Source organism: Pseudomonas sp. FME51, from assembly GCF_014897305.1.
On sequence record NZ_JABUYN010000005.1, the window covers coordinates 302,259 to 318,849 of the forward strand.

Annotated in this window: 16 protein-coding genes; 2 read left to right on the plus strand and 14 right to left on the minus strand. The window is 57.8% G+C overall.

The window, feature by feature from the left end:
* Positions 1-6: 6 nt before the first annotated feature.
* Together ctaD and coxB are read right to left on the minus strand one after the other, a co-directional pair.
* A complete protein-coding gene (gene ctaD, locus INT39_RS11525) occupies positions 7-2,511 on the minus strand; it encodes a cytochrome c oxidase subunit I (protein ID WP_193074054.1) in 2,505 nt (834 codons plus the stop codon).
* Positions 2,504-3,316 carry a cytochrome c oxidase subunit II gene (gene coxB, locus INT39_RS11530; protein ID WP_193074055.1) on the minus strand — a complete coding sequence of 271 codons (813 nt, stop codon included), beginning with the start codon at positions 3,314-3,316 and terminating at the stop codon, positions 2,504-2,506. The genes ctaD and coxB overlap by 8 nt, the downstream gene beginning before the upstream one ends.
* Between coxB and INT39_RS11535 the strand changes: the two genes are divergently transcribed.
* Entirely contained in the window at positions 3,248-3,727 is a 480-nt protein-coding gene (locus tag INT39_RS11535; RefSeq protein ID WP_193074056.1) for a DUF2231 domain-containing protein, read from the plus strand. The genes coxB and INT39_RS11535 overlap by 69 nt on opposite strands.
* Positions 3,728-3,753: 26 nt before the next feature.
* Here the strand turns inward: INT39_RS11535 and INT39_RS11540 are convergent, their stop codons facing one another.
* The 10 genes from INT39_RS11540 to INT39_RS11585 all read right to left on the minus strand — a co-directional run bounded on the left by INT39_RS11540 (position 3,754) and on the right by INT39_RS11585 (position 13,748).
* Positions 3,754-4,188, minus strand: coding sequence for a CopD family protein (locus tag INT39_RS11540; protein ID WP_193074057.1), 435 nt, complete (start codon positions 4,186-4,188; stop codon positions 3,754-3,756).
* Positions 4,189-4,460: 272 nt separating this feature from the next.
* Positions 4,461-5,867, minus strand: coding sequence for a threonine synthase (gene thrC, locus INT39_RS11545; protein ID WP_193074058.1), 1,407 nt, complete (start codon positions 5,865-5,867; stop codon positions 4,461-4,463).
* 47 nt (positions 5,868-5,914) lie between these two features.
* The gene (locus INT39_RS11550; RefSeq protein ID WP_193074059.1) at positions 5,915-7,222 is read right to left on the minus strand and encodes a homoserine dehydrogenase; all 1,308 of its coding nucleotides are present in this window, start codon (positions 7,220-7,222) and stop codon (positions 5,915-5,917) included.
* Positions 7,223-7,292: 70 nt separating this feature from the next.
* The gene (gene dsbC, locus INT39_RS11555; RefSeq protein ID WP_193074060.1) at positions 7,293-8,012 is read right to left on the minus strand and encodes a bifunctional protein-disulfide isomerase/oxidoreductase DsbC; all 720 of its coding nucleotides are present in this window, start codon (positions 8,010-8,012) and stop codon (positions 7,293-7,295) included.
* Positions 8,013-8,059: 47 nt separating this feature from the next.
* Positions 8,060-8,977: a site-specific tyrosine recombinase XerD gene (gene xerD / locus INT39_RS11560; RefSeq protein ID WP_193074061.1), complete on the minus strand. Its 918-nt coding sequence runs from the start codon at positions 8,975-8,977 to the stop codon at positions 8,060-8,062.
* 90 nt (positions 8,978-9,067) lie between these two features.
* Positions 9,068-9,514 carry a PaaI family thioesterase gene (locus INT39_RS11565; RefSeq protein ID WP_193074062.1) on the minus strand — a complete coding sequence of 149 codons (447 nt, stop codon included), beginning with the start codon at positions 9,512-9,514 and terminating at the stop codon, positions 9,068-9,070.
* A gap of 139 nt (positions 9,515-9,653) precedes the next feature.
* Complete coding sequence (locus INT39_RS11570; RefSeq protein ID WP_226944710.1) at positions 9,654-10,124, minus strand: nuclear transport factor 2 family protein; 471 nt, start codon at positions 10,122-10,124, stop codon at positions 9,654-9,656.
* A 12-nt stretch (positions 10,125-10,136) separates the two neighbouring features.
* Positions 10,137-11,018 carry an SDR family NAD(P)-dependent oxidoreductase gene (locus tag INT39_RS11575; protein WP_193074063.1) on the minus strand — a complete coding sequence of 294 codons (882 nt, stop codon included), beginning with the start codon at positions 11,016-11,018 and terminating at the stop codon, positions 10,137-10,139.
* A gap of 206 nt (positions 11,019-11,224) precedes the next feature.
* On the minus strand, positions 11,225-12,322 hold the full coding sequence (locus tag INT39_RS11580; RefSeq protein ID WP_193074064.1) for a type I restriction endonuclease: 1,098 nt from the start codon (positions 12,320-12,322) through the stop codon (positions 11,225-11,227).
* Positions 12,323-12,854: 532 nt separating this feature from the next.
* On the minus strand, positions 12,855-13,748 hold the full coding sequence (locus tag INT39_RS11585; RefSeq protein WP_193074065.1) for an MBL fold metallo-hydrolase: 894 nt from the start codon (positions 13,746-13,748) through the stop codon (positions 12,855-12,857).
* Between the two features lie 125 nt (positions 13,749-13,873).
* Here INT39_RS11585 and INT39_RS11590 point away from each other — a divergent pair, with 125 nt between their 5' ends.
* Positions 13,874-14,893: a GlxA family transcriptional regulator gene (locus INT39_RS11590; RefSeq protein ID WP_193074066.1), complete on the plus strand. Its 1,020-nt coding sequence runs from the start codon at positions 13,874-13,876 to the stop codon at positions 14,891-14,893.
* Between the two features lie 29 nt (positions 14,894-14,922).
* Here the strand turns inward: INT39_RS11590 and INT39_RS11595 are convergent, their stop codons facing one another.
* Positions 14,923-15,711, minus strand: a complete 789-nt coding sequence (locus INT39_RS11595) for an enoyl-CoA hydratase (RefSeq protein ID WP_226944712.1) — start codon at positions 15,709-15,711, stop codon at positions 14,923-14,925.
* Between the two features lie 87 nt (positions 15,712-15,798).
* Entirely contained in the window at positions 15,799-16,590 is a 792-nt protein-coding gene (gene dsbG / locus INT39_RS11600) for a thiol:disulfide interchange protein DsbG (protein ID WP_226944713.1), read from the minus strand.
* Position 16,591 lies beyond the last annotated feature (1 nt).

The following is a 16,591-nucleotide window of genomic DNA, read 5'->3' on the forward strand; positions in this document are numbered from 1 at the left end:
CGCTCCTTACCAAGCCATCGGCAACAGGATGAAGGCGGCAAAGCTGAGCCAGAAAACACCCAGCGTATAACTCCAGAAGGGTTGCAGCACCATCGGCTCGTAGGGCAGCTGCGCAGCGACATAACCATAGCGCACGCGCACCGCCTGCATCGCCGTCACCACTGCAGCCACTGCACCGTGAAATAGCAGATAGCCGAGCATCACCACCAGTACCGCATCATGTGCAGAGCTCGTCGGTGAAAGGTCCGCAGTCAATGCCAGCCAGGTCAGCAGCGCCAGATGCAGCAACCCCAGCACCGCCACCAGCCAAAGTCCACCAGCCAGCCGGGCAGTCACGCCTCGGCGCAACCGGCGCACCAGACCGTGGTACAGCAGCACCCCACCACTTAACAGCACACCGCTGGCCAGTAACGGCATCAGCGCCAACGGTCCCTGATCCGGCGCCTGCCATTGCGGCGCAGCGGTCCACAGATAGAACCAGCCAAACAGCAACGAGGCGTAGAGCGAGCCGTTGGCCATCAAGGTCACCAGCATGCCCCAACGCCCCGGCCCATCGAAGGTTCGCGAATGCAGTGGTGGATTAACCGGATCATCTTCACGTACCGGCGCCGATTGTGGATGTGCGCCATTGACCCAACTCCAACGCAGCATGATGACGGCAGCAACCAACGCCGAGCCGAGGGCCAGCCAGTAGAATTTGGTCAGCAGACTCAGACAGACCACCGCCAGTACCACCCCTGCCTGTAGCGGAATCCAGGAGTTGGTCGGCAGATGAATGACTTCGCGCACACGGCCAGTAACTGCATCCGAGCCCCAGGTTTCCCGCCGTTCATGGCGAATGCAGGCCATGGCATGCTTACCCTCTTCTATCTCGAATGGCAGTTGCGGGTTGTGCCACAAAGGGTGGCGACTGCGGATCTCCGGCAAGCTGATGAAGTTATAGGTGGTTACCGGCATGGCGACCGCCCACTCCAGCGTGTCCGCGCCCCAAGGGTTTCGCGGCGCAACACGACCGAAGCGGAAATGCAGGAAGATATCCAGCAGGAACATGGCAATACCGATCGCCATCACAAAACCACCGATGGATGACAGCAGATTGAGCCAGTCCCAGCCCAGGCCTGCTTCATAGGTATACACCCGGCGCGGCATGCCCAGCAGTCCGGTCAGGTGCATCAGCAGAAAGGTCATGTTGAAGCCGATAAATACCAGCCAGAAAGCCCAGCGCCCCAGCAATTCCGACGGCATGCGGCCGGATACGTGGGGCATCCAGTAATACAGGCCGGCGATCAGCGGAAACAACATGCCGCCGACCAGCACGTAATGCATGTGCGCCACCACGAAATGGGTGTCATGCACCTGCCAGTTGAACGGCACCAGCGCCAGCATCACCCCGGTCAGGCCGCCCGCCACGAAGATGATCAGAAAGCCGAGAATCCACAGCATCGGCAGATTCCATACCACTCGCCCGGTCCACAGAGTAGCCAGCCACGCAAATACCTGAATCGCCGTGGGAATTGCCACCAGCATACTGGCCATGGAGAAGAATGCCTGCGCCAGCTGCGGAATACCCACGGTGAACATGTGGTGTACCCAGAGCCCGAAGCTGATGAACCCCATGACCAGGACCGCCAACACTATCCAGCGGTAACCGACAATCGGCCGACGGGAAAATACCGGAATCAGGGTCGAAACGATACCGGCCGCCGGCAGAAAGATAATGTAGACCTCGGGATGGCCGAACAACCAGAACAGGTGTTGCCACAACAGCGGATCACCACCACCGGCCACACCGAAGAACACCAGGCCGGCAGCCCGTTCCAGCTCCAGCAGAATACTGCCGAGAATCAGCGGCGGAAAACCGAAGACGATCATCAGCGCCATCGCCAGTATGTACCAGCAGAAGATCGGCATCTGCCGCAGGCTCATACCATTGCTGCGGGTGCGCAGAATGGAAATGATCAGCTCGATTGCCCCGGTCATCGAGCTGATCTCGACAAAGGTGATGCCCAGCAACCAGAAATCCGACCCCGGACCCGGCGAGAAGGTGCTGCTGCTCAATGGCGTATACATGAACCAGCCCGAGTCCGGCGCCATGCTCAGTGCCAAGCTCGACAGGATAATCAACCCGCCGAACAGGTAACAGAAGTAACCCATGGCACCGAGCCGCGGGAACGCCAGATCGCGGGCGCCGACCATCTTCGGAATGAGGTACATCGCCACCCCTTCCAGAATCGGAATGGCGAACAGGAACATCATCAGGGTGCCATGCATGGTGAACAGCTGGCTGTACAACTCAGGCCCGACAATGTCCTGCTCCGGCAGCGCCAACTGAGTACGCATGAGCATGGCCAGCACACCACCGACCAGGAAGAAGAACAGCCCGGTGACGATGAATCGAAGCCCCACTGAAGTGTGGTTCACCGCCGCCAACTGGCCAATGCCCGGCAGATTGGCCCAGACCCGCTCGAAGTCTTCATGCAGCTTGGCGTTATGTTTCTGCTGTTCACTCATCAGCCGTCGCTCCTTCCAGCCAGGCGTCAAAATCGCTAGGTGCATGGGCCCGTACGGTGAATTTCATATGTGCATGACCGGTACCGCAGAATTCAGCACACTGGCCGTAGTACAGGCCCGGTTCATCCGCCTGCAGGCGCAGCACGTTGGTCCGCCCCGGCAGCATGTCCAGTTTCCCGCCCAACCGGGGCACCCAGAAAGAGTGGATGACATCCTCGCTGGTCAGGTGCAGGTCCACTGGCATACCCGCGGGGATGTGCAACTCATCGCGCAACCGGATCTCGCTACCGGGGTAGCTGACATCCCACCACCATTGCCGCGCGGTGACATCGATGCGCAGCGGTTCGCCCTCTGCCAACGGCAAGGGCAACATGCGATGCCCGATGGGAATGCCAAACGCCAGCAATACGGTGATGCTGGCAATCGGCAGAATCAGCCCGCCGCCGATGACCCAGCGATTCTGGATGCGTTGGGCCTGCTCATTCGATACCTCGCCCGGTTGCCGACGCAGGGCATACAGCCACAGCAGCAACAGCACGATCAGCGTTATCACGGAGAACCCCGCCATGGCCCACCACAGACCGGCAGCCCCGGCGGCAGAAGGCCCAGCCGGATCCAATGCCGAATAAGGTCCGCTGCAACCGGTCAACAACCAGCCGAGACCGGCTGTGGCTGCTAGGCTTGAGACATATCTGCGACGACGCGGCCGAACCACCTGAACAGGAGAACCCTTCGCATGATGTCTGAATCCATCATCAGCAAGATGTCGATTGGCGGCCACCCGATCCACCCCATGCTCATCCATTTCCCGGTCGCCGCGCTGATCGGGCTGATCGGCACCGATATCGGATTTGTGCTCACCGGCGATCAATTCTGGGCCAGGGCCAGCCTCTGGCTGGTTGGAGTGGGGACAGTCGGCGGCTGGGTGTCGGGCACCGTCGGGCTGCTGGATCTGCTCATCGTGCGGGAGATACGCCGGCTGATCACCGCCTGGTGCCACGCGGCACTGGCAGTGATGTTGTTGTCGCTGGCTTCGTTGAACTGGTTGATGCGTCTTGGTGAAGCCGATACGGCCATCCTGCCCTGGGGGTTGTTTCTGTCGGTACTGAGCGGTCTGGCCATTAGCGCCACCAGCCTGCTCGGTGGCCAGCTGGTGTATGACCACGCAATTGGGGTGGACTTCGACGAAGCTCCAGAGCCGACCCAGCCGGAATGAACCGGTGAGCTCTCGCAATGCTCTCTTCATAGCGGCAGCTCCACCGCTGGTTTGGCCAGCACCAGCCAGAGAATCAGCGAAAAGAGCGTGCATGCCACCAATGCAGCAGTGATGCACCAGCCACGCAGCGGGCGTACTTTTTTCTGCTCCATCTTCAGTATCAACAATCCGACCGAGACATGGCAGACCACCAGCGCTGTCACTACCGTGAGCTTGGCAACCAGCCAGCCATCCACAGTGCCATCCACCACAAAGACCAGGGTGCCGGCGATGATCGCCAGCAGCGCAGCGGGGGTAGCGATACGGGTAAAGACGAAGCGCTCGATCGAGTTGTGTGGATTGGCGCGGACTTCCACTGGCGAACGACGCGCTTCACGACTGGCGATCAACGCCGGCAGATACAACAACGAAGCCACCCAGAACACCAGCGCGATGATGTGCAGCACCAGAAACCAGAGCATTCGGAGTCAACTCCTGTCATCTCACGAGTCAGTTAACCTGGCCGGTAAGCGAGGCTGGAGAGACGATTTGGAATTGTTAAGCGCCTCCCTGAAACGTCGGACAACGGGAGTCAGTGGTTGGTGCCAGTGAATTTGGCGCAGGACGTTGCAGGACGTTACAGACGTTGGGGAAATGGAAGGCATTCCCGCTCAGAGCGTGGAACGATCAAGTAGGGATCCAGCACTCGGTTTTGATGGCTCCCACGCGAGGCGTGGGAGCCATCGGTAAGCAGTTACAGCGGCTTACCCCGATTACCATGCGCAGCAACGAACTGCTGGATATCGGTGAGGCTGTTCGGCAACACGGTGCAACGCTCCGCACGTTCGAACAGGTCCGCCAGATGCGCCGGCAATTGCGGCTCATCCAGACCAGCCTTGCGCACCGCTTCCGGGAACTTGACCGGATGGGCAGTGCCCAGGGTGATCATCGGCGTGCTCATGCTGCGACGGCATTCGCGCGCCGCATGCACACCAATCGCCGTATGCGGATCGAGCAATTCACCGCAATCACGATACACCTCGGCAATGGTCGCGCAGGTCGCTTCATCATCCACCGCCAGCGAGTCGAACAGACGACGAGTTTCGGTCCAGCGCTCGTCTTCCACCGACAGTTTGCCAGTCTGCTTGAAGTTCTCCATCAGCTCCTTGACCAAGGCGCCATTGCGACCGTGCATATCAAACAGCAGGCGCTCGAAGTTGGACGACACCATAATGTCCATCGACGGCGACAGCGACGGATGCAGCGTGTCCTTGTCGTAGCGGTTGCCGCTCATGAAGCGGTGCAGGATATCGTTGCGGTTGGTAGCCACCACCAGCTGGCTGATCGGCAAACCCATGTTGCGCGCCAGATAGCCGGCAAAGATATCACCGAAGTTGCCGGTCGGTACCGAAAACGCCATGGAGCGCTGCGGGCCGCCCAGCTGCAGGGCAGCATGGAAATAGTAGACGATCTGCGCCATGATCCGCGCCCAGTTGATCGAGTTGACCGCGACCAGCCGGTTGCCCTTGAGGAAGCCCTGATCAGCAAAGCTGTTCTTGACCATCTCCTGGCAGTCATCGAAGTTGCCATCGATGGCGATGTTGTGGATGTTGTCACCGGCGATGGTGGTCATCTGCCGGCGCTGCACTTCGGACACCCGGTTGTGCGGATGCAGGATGAAGATATCCACGCTCTCGCAACGGCGGCAGCCTTCGATGGCGGCCGAACCTGTGTCGCCCGACGTGGCGCCGAGAATCACTGCACGCTCACCGCGCTTGGTCAGGAAGTGATCCAGCAAGCGACCCAGCAGCTGCAGGGCGAAATCCTTGAATGCCAGGGTCGGGCCGTGGAACAGCTCCATCACCCATTCATTGGCATCCAGCTGACGCAGCGGCGCCACCGCACTGTGCGCGAACGCACCGTAGGTATCCTTGAGGATCGCCTTGAAATCGGCATCGGAAATGCTGCCGGCAACAAAGGGGCGCATCACATTAAAAGCCAGTTCGTGGTACGGCAGGCCAGCCCAGGAAGCAATCTCTTCCTGAGTGAAGCGCGGCAGGTTCTCGGGAACGTACAAGCCGCCGTCTGACGCCAGACCGGCAAGCAGTACGTCTTCAAAGTTCAGGGCCGGCGCCTGGCCACGGGTGCTGATATAACGCATTTGTCCAAACCTTTGGTTTGAGCGTCAAGCTTCACGCTTGCCGCTGATTAATCCAATTGTTCAACCCGGATCCGCATCAGCGGCCCGGCCACTTCATCCAGCGCTTCCATCGCGGCAATGGCATCGTCCATGCTCTGCTCGCGGACGCGGTGAGTAAGGATGATGATCGGCACCAGACCGTCCTGCTCCTCGACCTCCTTCTGCATGATCGATTCGATATTGATGCCACGCTCGGACAGGATGCTCGCTACCCGTGCCAGTACGCCGGGGCGGTCCTGGGCCTGCAGACGCAGGTAGTACGCGGTTTCCACCTCGCCCACTGGCAGGATCGGCAGATCCGACAGCACATCCGCACCGAAAGCCAGGTGCGGCACGCGACAGTCCGGTGTGGTGGCCAGAGCACGAGCCACGTCGATGATATCTGCCACCACCGCCGAAGCAGTAGGCTCGGCACCGGCGCCGGCACCGTAATACAGCGTCGAGCCAACCGCATCTCCATTGACCATCACCGCGTTCATCACGCCATGTACATTGGCCAGAAGACGGTCGGCGGGAATCAGTGTCGGATGCACCCGCAGTTCGACACCCTGCTCGGTACGCCGGGCAATGCCCAAGTGTTTGATGCGATAACCGAAGGCTTCAGCGTAGTTCACGTCAGCGGTGGTCAGCTTGGTGATGCCTTCGGTGTAAGCCTTGTCGAACTGCAGCGGAATACCAAAGGCCAGCGATGCCAGAATGGTCAGCTTGTGTGCCGCATCGATACCTTCCACGTCGAAGGTCGGGTCGGCTTCGGCATAGCCAAGCGCCTGCGCTTCGGCCAGCACGTCTGCAAAGGTCCGGCCCTTGTCACGCATTTCAGTAAGAATGAAGTTGCCGGTGCCATTGATGATGCCAGCCAACCATTGTACGCGGTTAGCTGCCAGCCCTTCGCGCAGCGCCTTGATGATCGGGATGCCGCCGGCGACTGCCGCTTCGAACATCACCATGACCCCTTTCTCGCGTGCAGCAGCAAAGATATCGTTGCCATGCACAGCGATCAGCGCCTTGTTGGCAGTGACCACATGCTTGCCGTTGGCAATCGCCTGCATGACGATTTCCAGCGCCAGACCATAGCCGCCGATCAGCTCGACGACAACGTCGATCTCGGGGTTGTTGACCACGGCAAAGACGTCATCAGTGACCTGAGTATTATCACCGACATTGCAGGCTGGGTTCGGGTGCCGGGTGGCAATCTGGACAACCTCGATTACCCGTCCTGCCCTGCGGGCAATCTCCTGTGCGTTGCGTTGCAGAACATTGAACGTGCCACCACCAACGGTGCCCAGACCACATATACCTACTTTGACCGGTTTCAAACTAAGGTCCCCACTGTATTCTCTGTGTTGTAATGGATGCTTCGAATCCGCTCATTCACGGATGAAGATCTTATTTGTTGGCAATAGCCTCTGCCGCCAGATCCCTGGCCGGCTTGTAGCCTGGCACCAGTGTGCCATTGGCCATGAAGATCGCAGGTGTGCCCTGCACGCCAACCTGGGCCCCCAGCTTATACTGTTCACCTACCGGGTTATCACAGGTTGCCGGCGCCACCGACTTGCCCTGTTTGGCACGGGTCATCGCGGCCTGCCGATCGTCGGCACACCAGATCGATTGCATGACCTCGGCGGTCTTGCTGTTGGCCCCTGCACGGGGAAAGGCAGCATAGCGCACCTCGATTCCCAACCCGTTCAGCTCGCCGATTTCTTCATGCAGCTTGCGGCAATAGCCACAGTCCACATCGGTGAATACGGTGATGTGTGTTTTCGGCTGCTCGGCGGCAAATACCACCAGCTCATCGGCCGGAATACCATTGATCACACCACTGATGGCCTTGGCCTCGACCTCGGCAGTCAGATTGCGCGGCTGCCCGTCATTCACGGCAATCAGCGCGCCCTGCACCAGGTACTTGCCGTCACCACTGCCATACAGCACACGACCGTTATCCAGCTGGATCTGATACAGATCATTGATCGGCGTCTCGGAAATCGCAGAAACCGCCATCGGAAAGTTCAGCTGACCCAGACTCTGGCGGATGCTCTGCTCCACATCAGCCCAGGACTGGGTCGCGCACAGCGCCAGCAGGCCGGCTGTCAGGTATTTCAGTCGCATTAATCAATCCTCTTGAAGACGAGCAAGCTTATCATGAAACGGTTTTCTCACCCACGGGGATGATGACTGGCATGCAGCTCACGCAGCCGATGCCGTGCGACGTGGGTATAGATCTGCGTGGTAGACAGATCACTGTGGCCGAGCAGCATCTGCACCACGCGCAAATCAGCGCCATGATTGAGCAGGTGCGTGGCAAAGGCATGACGCAGAGTATGCGGTGACAGCGCACTGCGGATACCCGCCTGCTGCGAGTGCAGCTTGATGCGGTGCCAGAAAGTCTGCCGGGTCATCTCCCGCGCCTGACGGCTGGGGAACAGCACATCACTGGGTTTGCCCTTGAGCAACGCCGGACGCGACTCGGCACAATAGCGCTCGATCCAGGCCAGCGCCTCTTCTCCGAGCGGCACCAGGCGCTCCTTGTTACCCTTGCCGTTTATGCGTAGCACGCCCTGACGCAAGTTCACCTGATCCAGCCGCAAACCAACCAACTCACTGACCCGCAAACCACAGGCATAGAGGACTTCCAGCATACAGCGGTCCCGCAACCCCAGGCTGTCATCGATATCCGGCGCCGCCAGCAGGGCTTCCACGTCCGCCTCACTGAGCGAGTCCGGCAGCGGCCTGCCGAGCCGCGGCATGGCTATATCCAACGTCGGGTCTTCGGCTATCAAGCCTTCACGCAGCGCATGCCGATAGAAACCGCGCAGACAGGACAGTAAACGGGCAGTGGAGCGCGCCTGATACCCGGTGTTGATGCGCCAGGCCAGGTGCTCCATCAGATCCGGCCGGCTGGCCTTGTACAACCCGCCCCTCCCCTCCAGCCAACCAGCCAGCAGAGAAAGATCAGTGCGATAGGCATCCAGCGAATTCGCCGCCAAGCCGCGTTCCAGCCACAGGCTGTCCAGATAGCGGCCAATGGCGCGCAGATCCTCTTCGCTGGGCAGACAGGGTGCGGGCGTATTCATGCAGGTCTCGGACAGGTTCGCCCGACATCATAGAGACTTTTGTCGCAGGCAACAAAAAACCGCCCGCCGAGACCTTCACGTAAACGTCACTCATACGTCCAATTTTTTACCTTCCTTGATCAGTCCTTCCCGCTGGGGCGGTATGGCATAAGTGCCAACGACGTGCGCCACCGGCTCGCTCGATCCTTCTGAATACAACGACACCTCACCCACCGCGAGCAAGCGCCCGACCTTGATGAGCTTGCATTCACCGAGAATGCGCGCATCGGCAGAAGGTTTACGTAGGAAGTTGACGGTCAGGCTGGTGGTTACCGCCAAAGGCACTATGCCGATCTCCCCGAGAATAGCCACATACAGTGCGACATCAGCCACCCCCATGAGAACCGGGCCAGACACCGTGCCGCCCGGGCGCAGCTCATCCGATCCGACGTTATGTGACACGGTTGCCCTGCCATCACCAACCGCTTCGACTATGCATTTGCTTTGGGGGAACTCCGCGGCCATGAAGGTCGCTATTTCTTGTTTTGTTGCTGACATCGGCTTGCTCCCGGAGGTTAGGCTCTACTGAGGATTAAGATTCCAATAATGCTGGATGAGCATAGAGCCTTTAGCGGAGCCGGAACAGGGGCCCGCTTATCCGGGAGGTTCTGAGGACAATGGGTATCTGCCAATCCTTCTAGTCCGGCGTAGCCAAATTGCGTCCTTCAACGGTTGAATGGATCCGTGAGCGGGTTTCGATGATACGCCACCCCCCTTCGGTCAGCCGATAACGGTCTTCATATTGCCCACCGAGCTGGCGGGTAAGACCGGTCTGCGCATCTAGGTTGAAATAATACAGCGCCCAACGACCGCGCGCCTTGGTCGCCGACTCCAGTACAATTTCCGGGTTGGCCCCATGGTGCAGATCGATGACATTGTGCTGACAGGCAAGGCGCGTATAAAGCGCCATGAAACTATCGCGATCGTGGAACACGCCAAGGTCGCCATAATCGATCAGGATCGGCCCCGTCGCGAAACACTCACGGATCTCCTCCACTGCCTTGCGATCACAGGCATTGAGGTATCGATGCTTGAGTTGCCGAATCTGTTCCAGCGCCTCAAGTTGCTGCAGGCGCTGCTCCAGCGCCGTCATGCTTGTCTGCTGCATGCTTTTATTCCTCTATCCGATCCGTGCCGGGTGCACGGGCATCGGCCCACCCAACTGTTGTCGCAGTGACGCCGGCCGGCGCTGTTCGGTATCCACGATGCCGTAGCGTGTTGCCTGCTCAGCGGTGATCAGAGTCTGCCCGCTCAACTGCGCCAAGGTCGGGTCATTCAATAGCGCGTGAATGACATCGCCACTGAATTCAGGCGTTTCCGCCTGCGCCAGGAAGGCAGAATAATCCACACCACTTGCCGCTCCGACCAGCACGCTGCGCTCGGTGTGTTGCAAACCGAGCCACAAGGACAACGCGGCGACCTGGGTGCCTTCCAGGTCCACCGCCATATCAGCAGCCAGTTTGTCGCACCCGGCCTTCTGCGCGCCATAGGCCGGACCGTGCATATAGCAATTGGCCCCGTAGGAAGAGATAAAGGTAATCAGTCCGCGCGGAGACTTCAGCAGCAAGGGGACAGCGTAATAGCTGGCGACATAAGCCGAACGCAGGCCCACATCAAGCATATCCACCATACCCAGCTCCTTCTCCCAGAAAGGTCCCGGAGAGACCAGCTGGTAATGCAGAAAGGTCGCATTATTGACCAGTAGATCAAGCCGCCCCTGCTCCGCCTCGACCCGCTCGAACAGCCTGGCCACCTGGGCATCATCGGCATGATCGCAACGAACCGGAATACCGCAACCGCCGGCCGCAGCCACAAGCGCCGCCGTCTTTTCCAGATTGCCTCCCAACACCTGGCCATTGACCTGGTCCTGCCCCTGACCACTGAACGTTCGCCCCGTAACATAAACCGTCATCCCGGCACGCCCCAACGCGACCGCAATCCCCCTACCTACACCCCGGCTGGCCCCGGTGACTACTGCAATATCAGGTCGTATGGATGCCACGTAGCTGCTCCCGCAAAAGAAGTTCAGCCTCCGTTCTATAGCTTGGCGGTAATAGCTACATCGTCTGACCGGACGACAGGGAGGGCGCAAGCGTATTCATCCGGGCCTCAGACCGATTCCCTCAACATCACAAAGACGTTTTTCACTGGATGCAAAAAACCGCCCAAAGGCGGCTTTTTTGGCAAAGGCTGAGGGCTGCTTCACTCTCAGTCGTCGCTATAAATCTGTGCTGTCTGCCGCAGGATATCCGAGTACTCAAAAATATCATCCAACGACTCGATAGGGTTCCGTGTTTCATTCTTATCTGCATCAAACGTACCCAAATATTTCTGGCTACGGTTGAAATGAAGACGGGCGAGAGGCTTACGGTTATTGTCATCTGCCAGAATACCAAAGTAGCTGAGCGTATCTCGCGGAGTGACTCTCTTTACATCGATCTCGGTACGAACAATTGCTTTAACGATGTTGTAACCCTCAAGCTCCTCGGTAGTGGTTACCACCTTGTCCTTTTTATCTTCTTTTTCGGTATCAGTCTGAGCGTCTGGTCCATCGTTCTGTACCTCTGCAACGACCACTGGTGTCGTTGAAGGTTTGGACATAGCTGACTTCAGACGGTCATTTATCTGATCATTAAGAAACTGGGCGGCTGCCTTGACAGTGAGCTGGGAGAATTGCTCACGAACCTTCTGGGTCAACATGCCATCGTAAACTCGCGATGCGAAAAATCGTACGAAATCATCATCTGGCTCGTTAAGCTGACTGGCCATTACGCGCTTGATCTGGCCTACATACTTCAACTCGCCGGCAGCATTAAGGACAGATTCGACATCGAAAGCACTTTTTGTGAGTTTCTGAAGCTCCGGTATGGCATGGTCATCCATATCGAGGAAATCAAACTCCAAAAATGGCTTCTCGTCCATTTTGTTTGGAGCATCAAGATCGGTATAGAAGCGATAAACCTGTCCATTAGTAAGAATGGATATTCGAGCGGTGGTGACGTGAAAATACCGAAACAGTTGACTAGCATGGTTGATATTCAGAGGTTCTCCGACCTTCTTGGCCTCGATGAGGATCTGTATTTCGCCATCTTTCATGATCGCGTAATCGATTTTCTCACCTTTTTTGGTCCCTACGTCCGATATAAATTCGGGAATCACTTCAAGCGGATTGAATACATCGTAGCCAAGAACTGACTGGATAAACGGCATAACGAAAGCATTTTTTGTTGCTTCTTCCGTCAGAATTGCAGCCTTCTGCTGGCGTATTTTTATAGCCAGACTGGTCAATCGTTCTTCGAATGACATAACTCTCCCTCCCAAGGAGCACTTATGAACTGCATATTATAGTGATTCGGAAAAACCATTCGCTAAAATTTTATTGTGATATTAATTTTTTATCTTCTAACGGAAAGCCCTCCGGTAGGGCTGAATATTAGAATCGTATTCTTTTTATCAGGCGTATTATTTACGCCTGATCATTCTGCAAACCCATTATGAGGACAGCGTCAAGTACAGCAGATAGGTACCCGTTTAGCTAATTGACCGCTGAGCACGCTACCGCCCTACCCTCACATTGCTGGGATACGCATTGATCATTTAAGGAGGCTCTGCATTCCCTGCTTGGCTCACCATAATGCAGGCATGTCGCCATTGCAATCCGCCTCAGGGCGCAGTGCATAGTTTGAGAGATGGATGCCTAAATATAAGGTTTGGGGCGGGCAATCATCGAGCTGATGCTCGACACTCTTGGGGGGGCGCAGTGGTTGGCTGTTTACAAGTACGGCGGAGAGTAAAAATTGACAAGGCTGCCTGCTTTGCACAGGCAGCCTTGTCCTGATCAGAAGTCGATCGAGGCACCGTCTTCCGGGATCTCAACCTGATCCTGGATGCCGTTTTCCTCGACATACTTCTTCAGTTCTTCACGGCTGAGAGCCATATGGTTGATGGCCCCCATGTGGGTGGCAACGATCGCGGCGTCCGGAGCCGCTTGGGTGGCACGCAGCACATCGTCCTTGCCCATGATGATGGAATCGTCAAAACCATTCAGCATCGCATACCCAGCGTTCAGCACTATGACTTGCGGCGCGTATTCAGTCAGCGCCTGATCAACTTCATCGCGCCAGACGGTATCGCCTACCAGATAGAGTGTCTTGTGCCCGGGCGCCTGAAAAACCACGCCCATGGCGTCACCAAGGGAGGTCGCCAATTCGGCCACAGCATACATTTCATCAGTGCCGTGCTGACCGCCGGTTTTGCTGAGGGTTACACCGCCAACCTCGGCCTTGTAAGACAACACCCGCACATTGGTAAAGCCCTGTGAGCGGATCAGGGTGGCATCGGCCTGATGCTGTACATACAGCGGGATGTCTTTGGGCAGGAGCTTCTGCGCCGCATCATCCCAGTGATCCAGGTGGGTATGGGTGACGATGACCGCGTCGACTCCGTCGAGCACTTCCTCTGCCGACATGGGCAGATCCACCAATGGGTTGCGCAGCTCGCTGCGGTAGCTGCCTTCAAAGCCGGGGTAGGTGCCTTTCTTTGACAGCATCGGATCGATCAGGAAGGTCGTGTCGGCGTAGGTGATTTTTACCGTGGCATTACGGATCTGCTGCAGTTGCACGGCTTCCTGAGGCGCTGCCGACGTATCGGCCGACGCTGCCTGGGAGAATGCAGTACCTGAGGCAAGGCTCAATGCCAAAGCCAGGGAGCTGGCAAGGATCTTGATGGACATATATTAACTCCAATGGTTGTTGATGAAGAATAGTCGCTATTCTGGAGCTTCCCACATCCTTGCAAAAGTGGCCCACATGCCAATAAAGGTTATAATCAGGCCAATTATTGATTACAGGTGTGCCCATGTCTGACGTTCGTGTTGCTGTTCTGGCCTTTGAAGGCGTGAGCTTGTTCCACCTTTCCGTACCGGGTCTGGTTTTCGGCGCGGATGATGGCTTATCCGGCTTCCCGCGTTATAACCTGGCCTACTGCGCTCTTACACCCGGCCCCATAACCAGTGATCAGGGTGTGGTGATCGAAGTGCGCGATGGCCTGGAAGCCATGGAAAAGGCCGATATCATCATCATTCCGGCGTGGAGTAATGCTGAAACACCTGCGCCTGTCGAACTCACTGATGCGCTTCGGCAAGCTCATGCACAGGGGAAGTTGATCGTGGGTTTATGCCTGGGTGCCTTTGTATTGGGCGACGCCGGCTTGCTTGATGGAAAGGAGGCGACCACCCATTGGGCAGTACGCGAGGTGTTTGCCCGACGTTTTCCGCAAACCGTGTTCCGCCCGGAAGTCCTGTATGTGGCCGATGACAACATCCTCACTTCGGCTGGAACGGTCGCGGCGATTGACTGCTGCCTGCATCTGGTGCGGCAACGCCACGGTTGCGAGGCGGCCAATCATACGGCCAGGTTGCTGGTTACACCCCCACACCGACAGGGCGGCCAAGCGCAATATATCGAACGCCCTGTACAACAACTGCCGAGCGACAACCGCCTGCCCGGCCTGCTGGAATGGGCACGTGGGAACCTGTCGGAGCCGCTATCGCTCGACATCCTTGCCGACGTGGCCAACATGAGCCGCCGCACCTTTACCCGGCGCTTTCGGGAAATGACCGGCACCACTGTCACTCAGTGGCTTAATGTTGAACGGGTAGCCAGAGCGCAACAGCTTCTGGAGACCACCGATCTGTCGATCGAACGCATCACCGCAGAGGTCGGTTTTGGAACAGCGTTGTCGCTGAGACAGCAATTTTCCACTCAGCTGGGCACCTCACCCTCGAGTTACCGGCGCATCTTTCGTAACAGTGCGCCTGAAGGCGCGACACTGATTGCACCAGCCCCATTCAAGCCGACTGTCAGAGCTCCCGGTTGAATGCGGCTAGCGTCACAATCCGTTGATTATCAGGAATGCCAACGAGGCTGACGTTTTTCGAGGAAGGCATCAATACCTTCACAGGCGTCCTTCTCCATCATGTTCTGCGCCATAACATCGCTGGCGTAGGCATAGGCATCGGCCAGCTCCATCTGTTTCTGCCGGTAGAACATCGCCTTGCCGTAGCGAACGGCGGTGGGGCTCTTGGCGAGAATCTCTGCGGCTTTTCTCGCCACCGCGGCGTCCAGATCGTCATCGGCGACCGCTTCGTTGATCAACCCCCAATCCGCCGCAGTGGCAGCGTCGACGAAGCGGCCTGTCACCAGCATGTCGAAGGCACGCTTGGAAGAAACATTGCGCGACAGAGCCACGGCCGGCGTCGAGCAGAACAAGCCCACGTTGATCCCCGAGACAGCGAAACGCGCCGACTCCGCCGCTATCGCCAGATCGCAGCTCGCCACCAATTGGCAACCTGCCGCTGTTGCCACACCCTGAACACGCGCGATAACCGGCACCGGCAGTTGCTGAATTCCCTGCATGACCCGGCTGCAACGGGCAAACAGCATCTTGTAATAATCAAGCTCGGGCTGCCCGCGCATTTCGCGCAAGTCATGCCCGGCGCAGAACGCCCTACCGGCAGCAGACAGTACGACGCAGCGCACCTGCGCGTCGTTGCTGATGACATCAAGCTCACGCTGCAGCGCGTCAAGCAGCTCTTCTGACAAGGCATTGAACTGCAATGGACGGTTTAACTGCAAAGTGACAATGCCGCCCTCATTTTCTCTGAGTAACGGCTCACTGGCTCGATTCATATTCATCTAGCATCTCCAATATCGAAATGGCCCGCAGATTATATTGCGTCCCTCATTTACTCACCCTCGGCAGGGATTTGCCACTCTACTCCGTTATTCTCGCGGACCTAACACCTCAACCAACTGCCCCGGCTGCGGCATGCCGTTGAGTTTTCTGATCAGGCCATCGCTTTGCTGAACTATGATGCCCGGTGTTCCGCGGAAGCCGTTGGCGTGCATGAGCATCTGATTTTCGTCAAGAATCTTTTGCGCATTATTCGAAACGCTCTTCGCCGGCGTGATTCCTCCTTGAGCGAAGTTCTTTTCGTTTTCCAATAACGCCGCTGATGGATCAGACGCTTCAAGGATCGCGGCTGCCTTGGCGGGACTATCCGCCTTAATGACGCCGACAAACAGATGGCGCAGCTGCACCTTGCCTGAATCCACCCAGGGGCGGGCCGCTTCCCAGAAGCGGTGACAGTAGGGGCAGTTTGCGTCGCTGAAGGTATAGACCACACGGGGGGCATCGGCATCGCCGTCCAAGACCCAAGTGGCGGCTTCCAGCTGCGCCCAGGTTTTTTCGCTCATCGGTTTGGCCACCAGATCCTGGAGCGTAGCGGCATCGACCGGCTGTCCCTCGGCATCCAGCCGCGTGCCGACAATCGCTTTTCCGTCGCTGGTAACGTAGACCGCAATGGGCTGATCGCCTGCCACGCCGGCGAATCCGCGCAGATCACCGCTCACCTCGAACTCCTGAACGATGATAAGACCTTGGGCCTCCAGCGCCTTCACAGCCTGGGGCGTGTCCGTACCCTCCGCTTGAGAACAACTCGCCACCAGCATCAGGCCGGCTGCCAGGCCGAAAACAACGCGTGGACGTTGGCGAAATATAACGTTTGAAAACATG

What these genes read in the sequence shown, in the direction of transcription:
- ctaD (WP_193074054.1), bottom strand. Translation starts at nt 2,511, where the DNA reads ATGAGTGAACAGCAGAAACATAACGCCAAGCTGCATGAAGACTTCGAG.
- INT39_RS11535 (WP_193074056.1), top strand. Translation starts at nt 3,248, where the DNA reads ATGATGTCTGAATCCATCATCAGCAAGATGTCGATTGGCGGCCACCCG.
- coxB (WP_193074055.1), bottom strand. Translation starts at nt 3,316, where the DNA reads ATGGATGAGCATGGGGTGGATCGGGTGGCCGCCAATCGACATCTTGCT.
- INT39_RS11540 (WP_193074057.1), bottom strand. Translation starts at nt 4,188, where the DNA reads ATGCTCTGGTTTCTGGTGCTGCACATCATCGCGCTGGTGTTCTGGGTG.
- thrC (WP_193074058.1), bottom strand. Translation starts at nt 5,867, where the DNA reads ATGCGTTATATCAGCACCCGTGGCCAGGCGCCGGCCCTGAACTTTGAA.
- dsbC (WP_193074060.1), bottom strand. Translation starts at nt 8,012, where the DNA reads ATGCGACTGAAATACCTGACAGCCGGCCTGCTGGCGCTGTGCGCGACC.
- xerD (WP_193074061.1), bottom strand. Translation starts at nt 8,977, where the DNA reads ATGAATACGCCCGCACCCTGTCTGCCCAGCGAAGAGGATCTGCGCGCC.
- INT39_RS11565 (WP_193074062.1), bottom strand. Translation starts at nt 9,514, where the DNA reads ATGTCAGCAACAAAACAAGAAATAGCGACCTTCATGGCCGCGGAGTTC.
- INT39_RS11570 (WP_226944710.1), bottom strand. Translation starts at nt 10,124, where the DNA reads ATGCAGCAGACAAGCATGACGGCGCTGGAGCAGCGCCTGCAGCAACTT.
- INT39_RS11580 (WP_193074064.1), bottom strand. Translation starts at nt 12,322, where the DNA reads ATGTCATTCGAAGAACGATTGACCAGTCTGGCTATAAAAATACGCCAG.
- INT39_RS11585 (WP_193074065.1), bottom strand. Translation starts at nt 13,748, where the DNA reads ATGTCCATCAAGATCCTTGCCAGCTCCCTGGCTTTGGCATTGAGCCTT.
- INT39_RS11590 (WP_193074066.1), top strand. Translation starts at nt 13,874, where the DNA reads ATGTCTGACGTTCGTGTTGCTGTTCTGGCCTTTGAAGGCGTGAGCTTG.
- INT39_RS11595 (WP_226944712.1), bottom strand. Translation starts at nt 15,711, where the DNA reads ATGAATATGAATCGAGCCAGTGAGCCGTTACTCAGAGAAAATGAGGGC.
- dsbG (WP_226944713.1), bottom strand. Translation starts at nt 16,590, where the DNA reads ATGTTTTCAAACGTTATATTTCGCCAACGTCCACGCGTTGTTTTCGGC.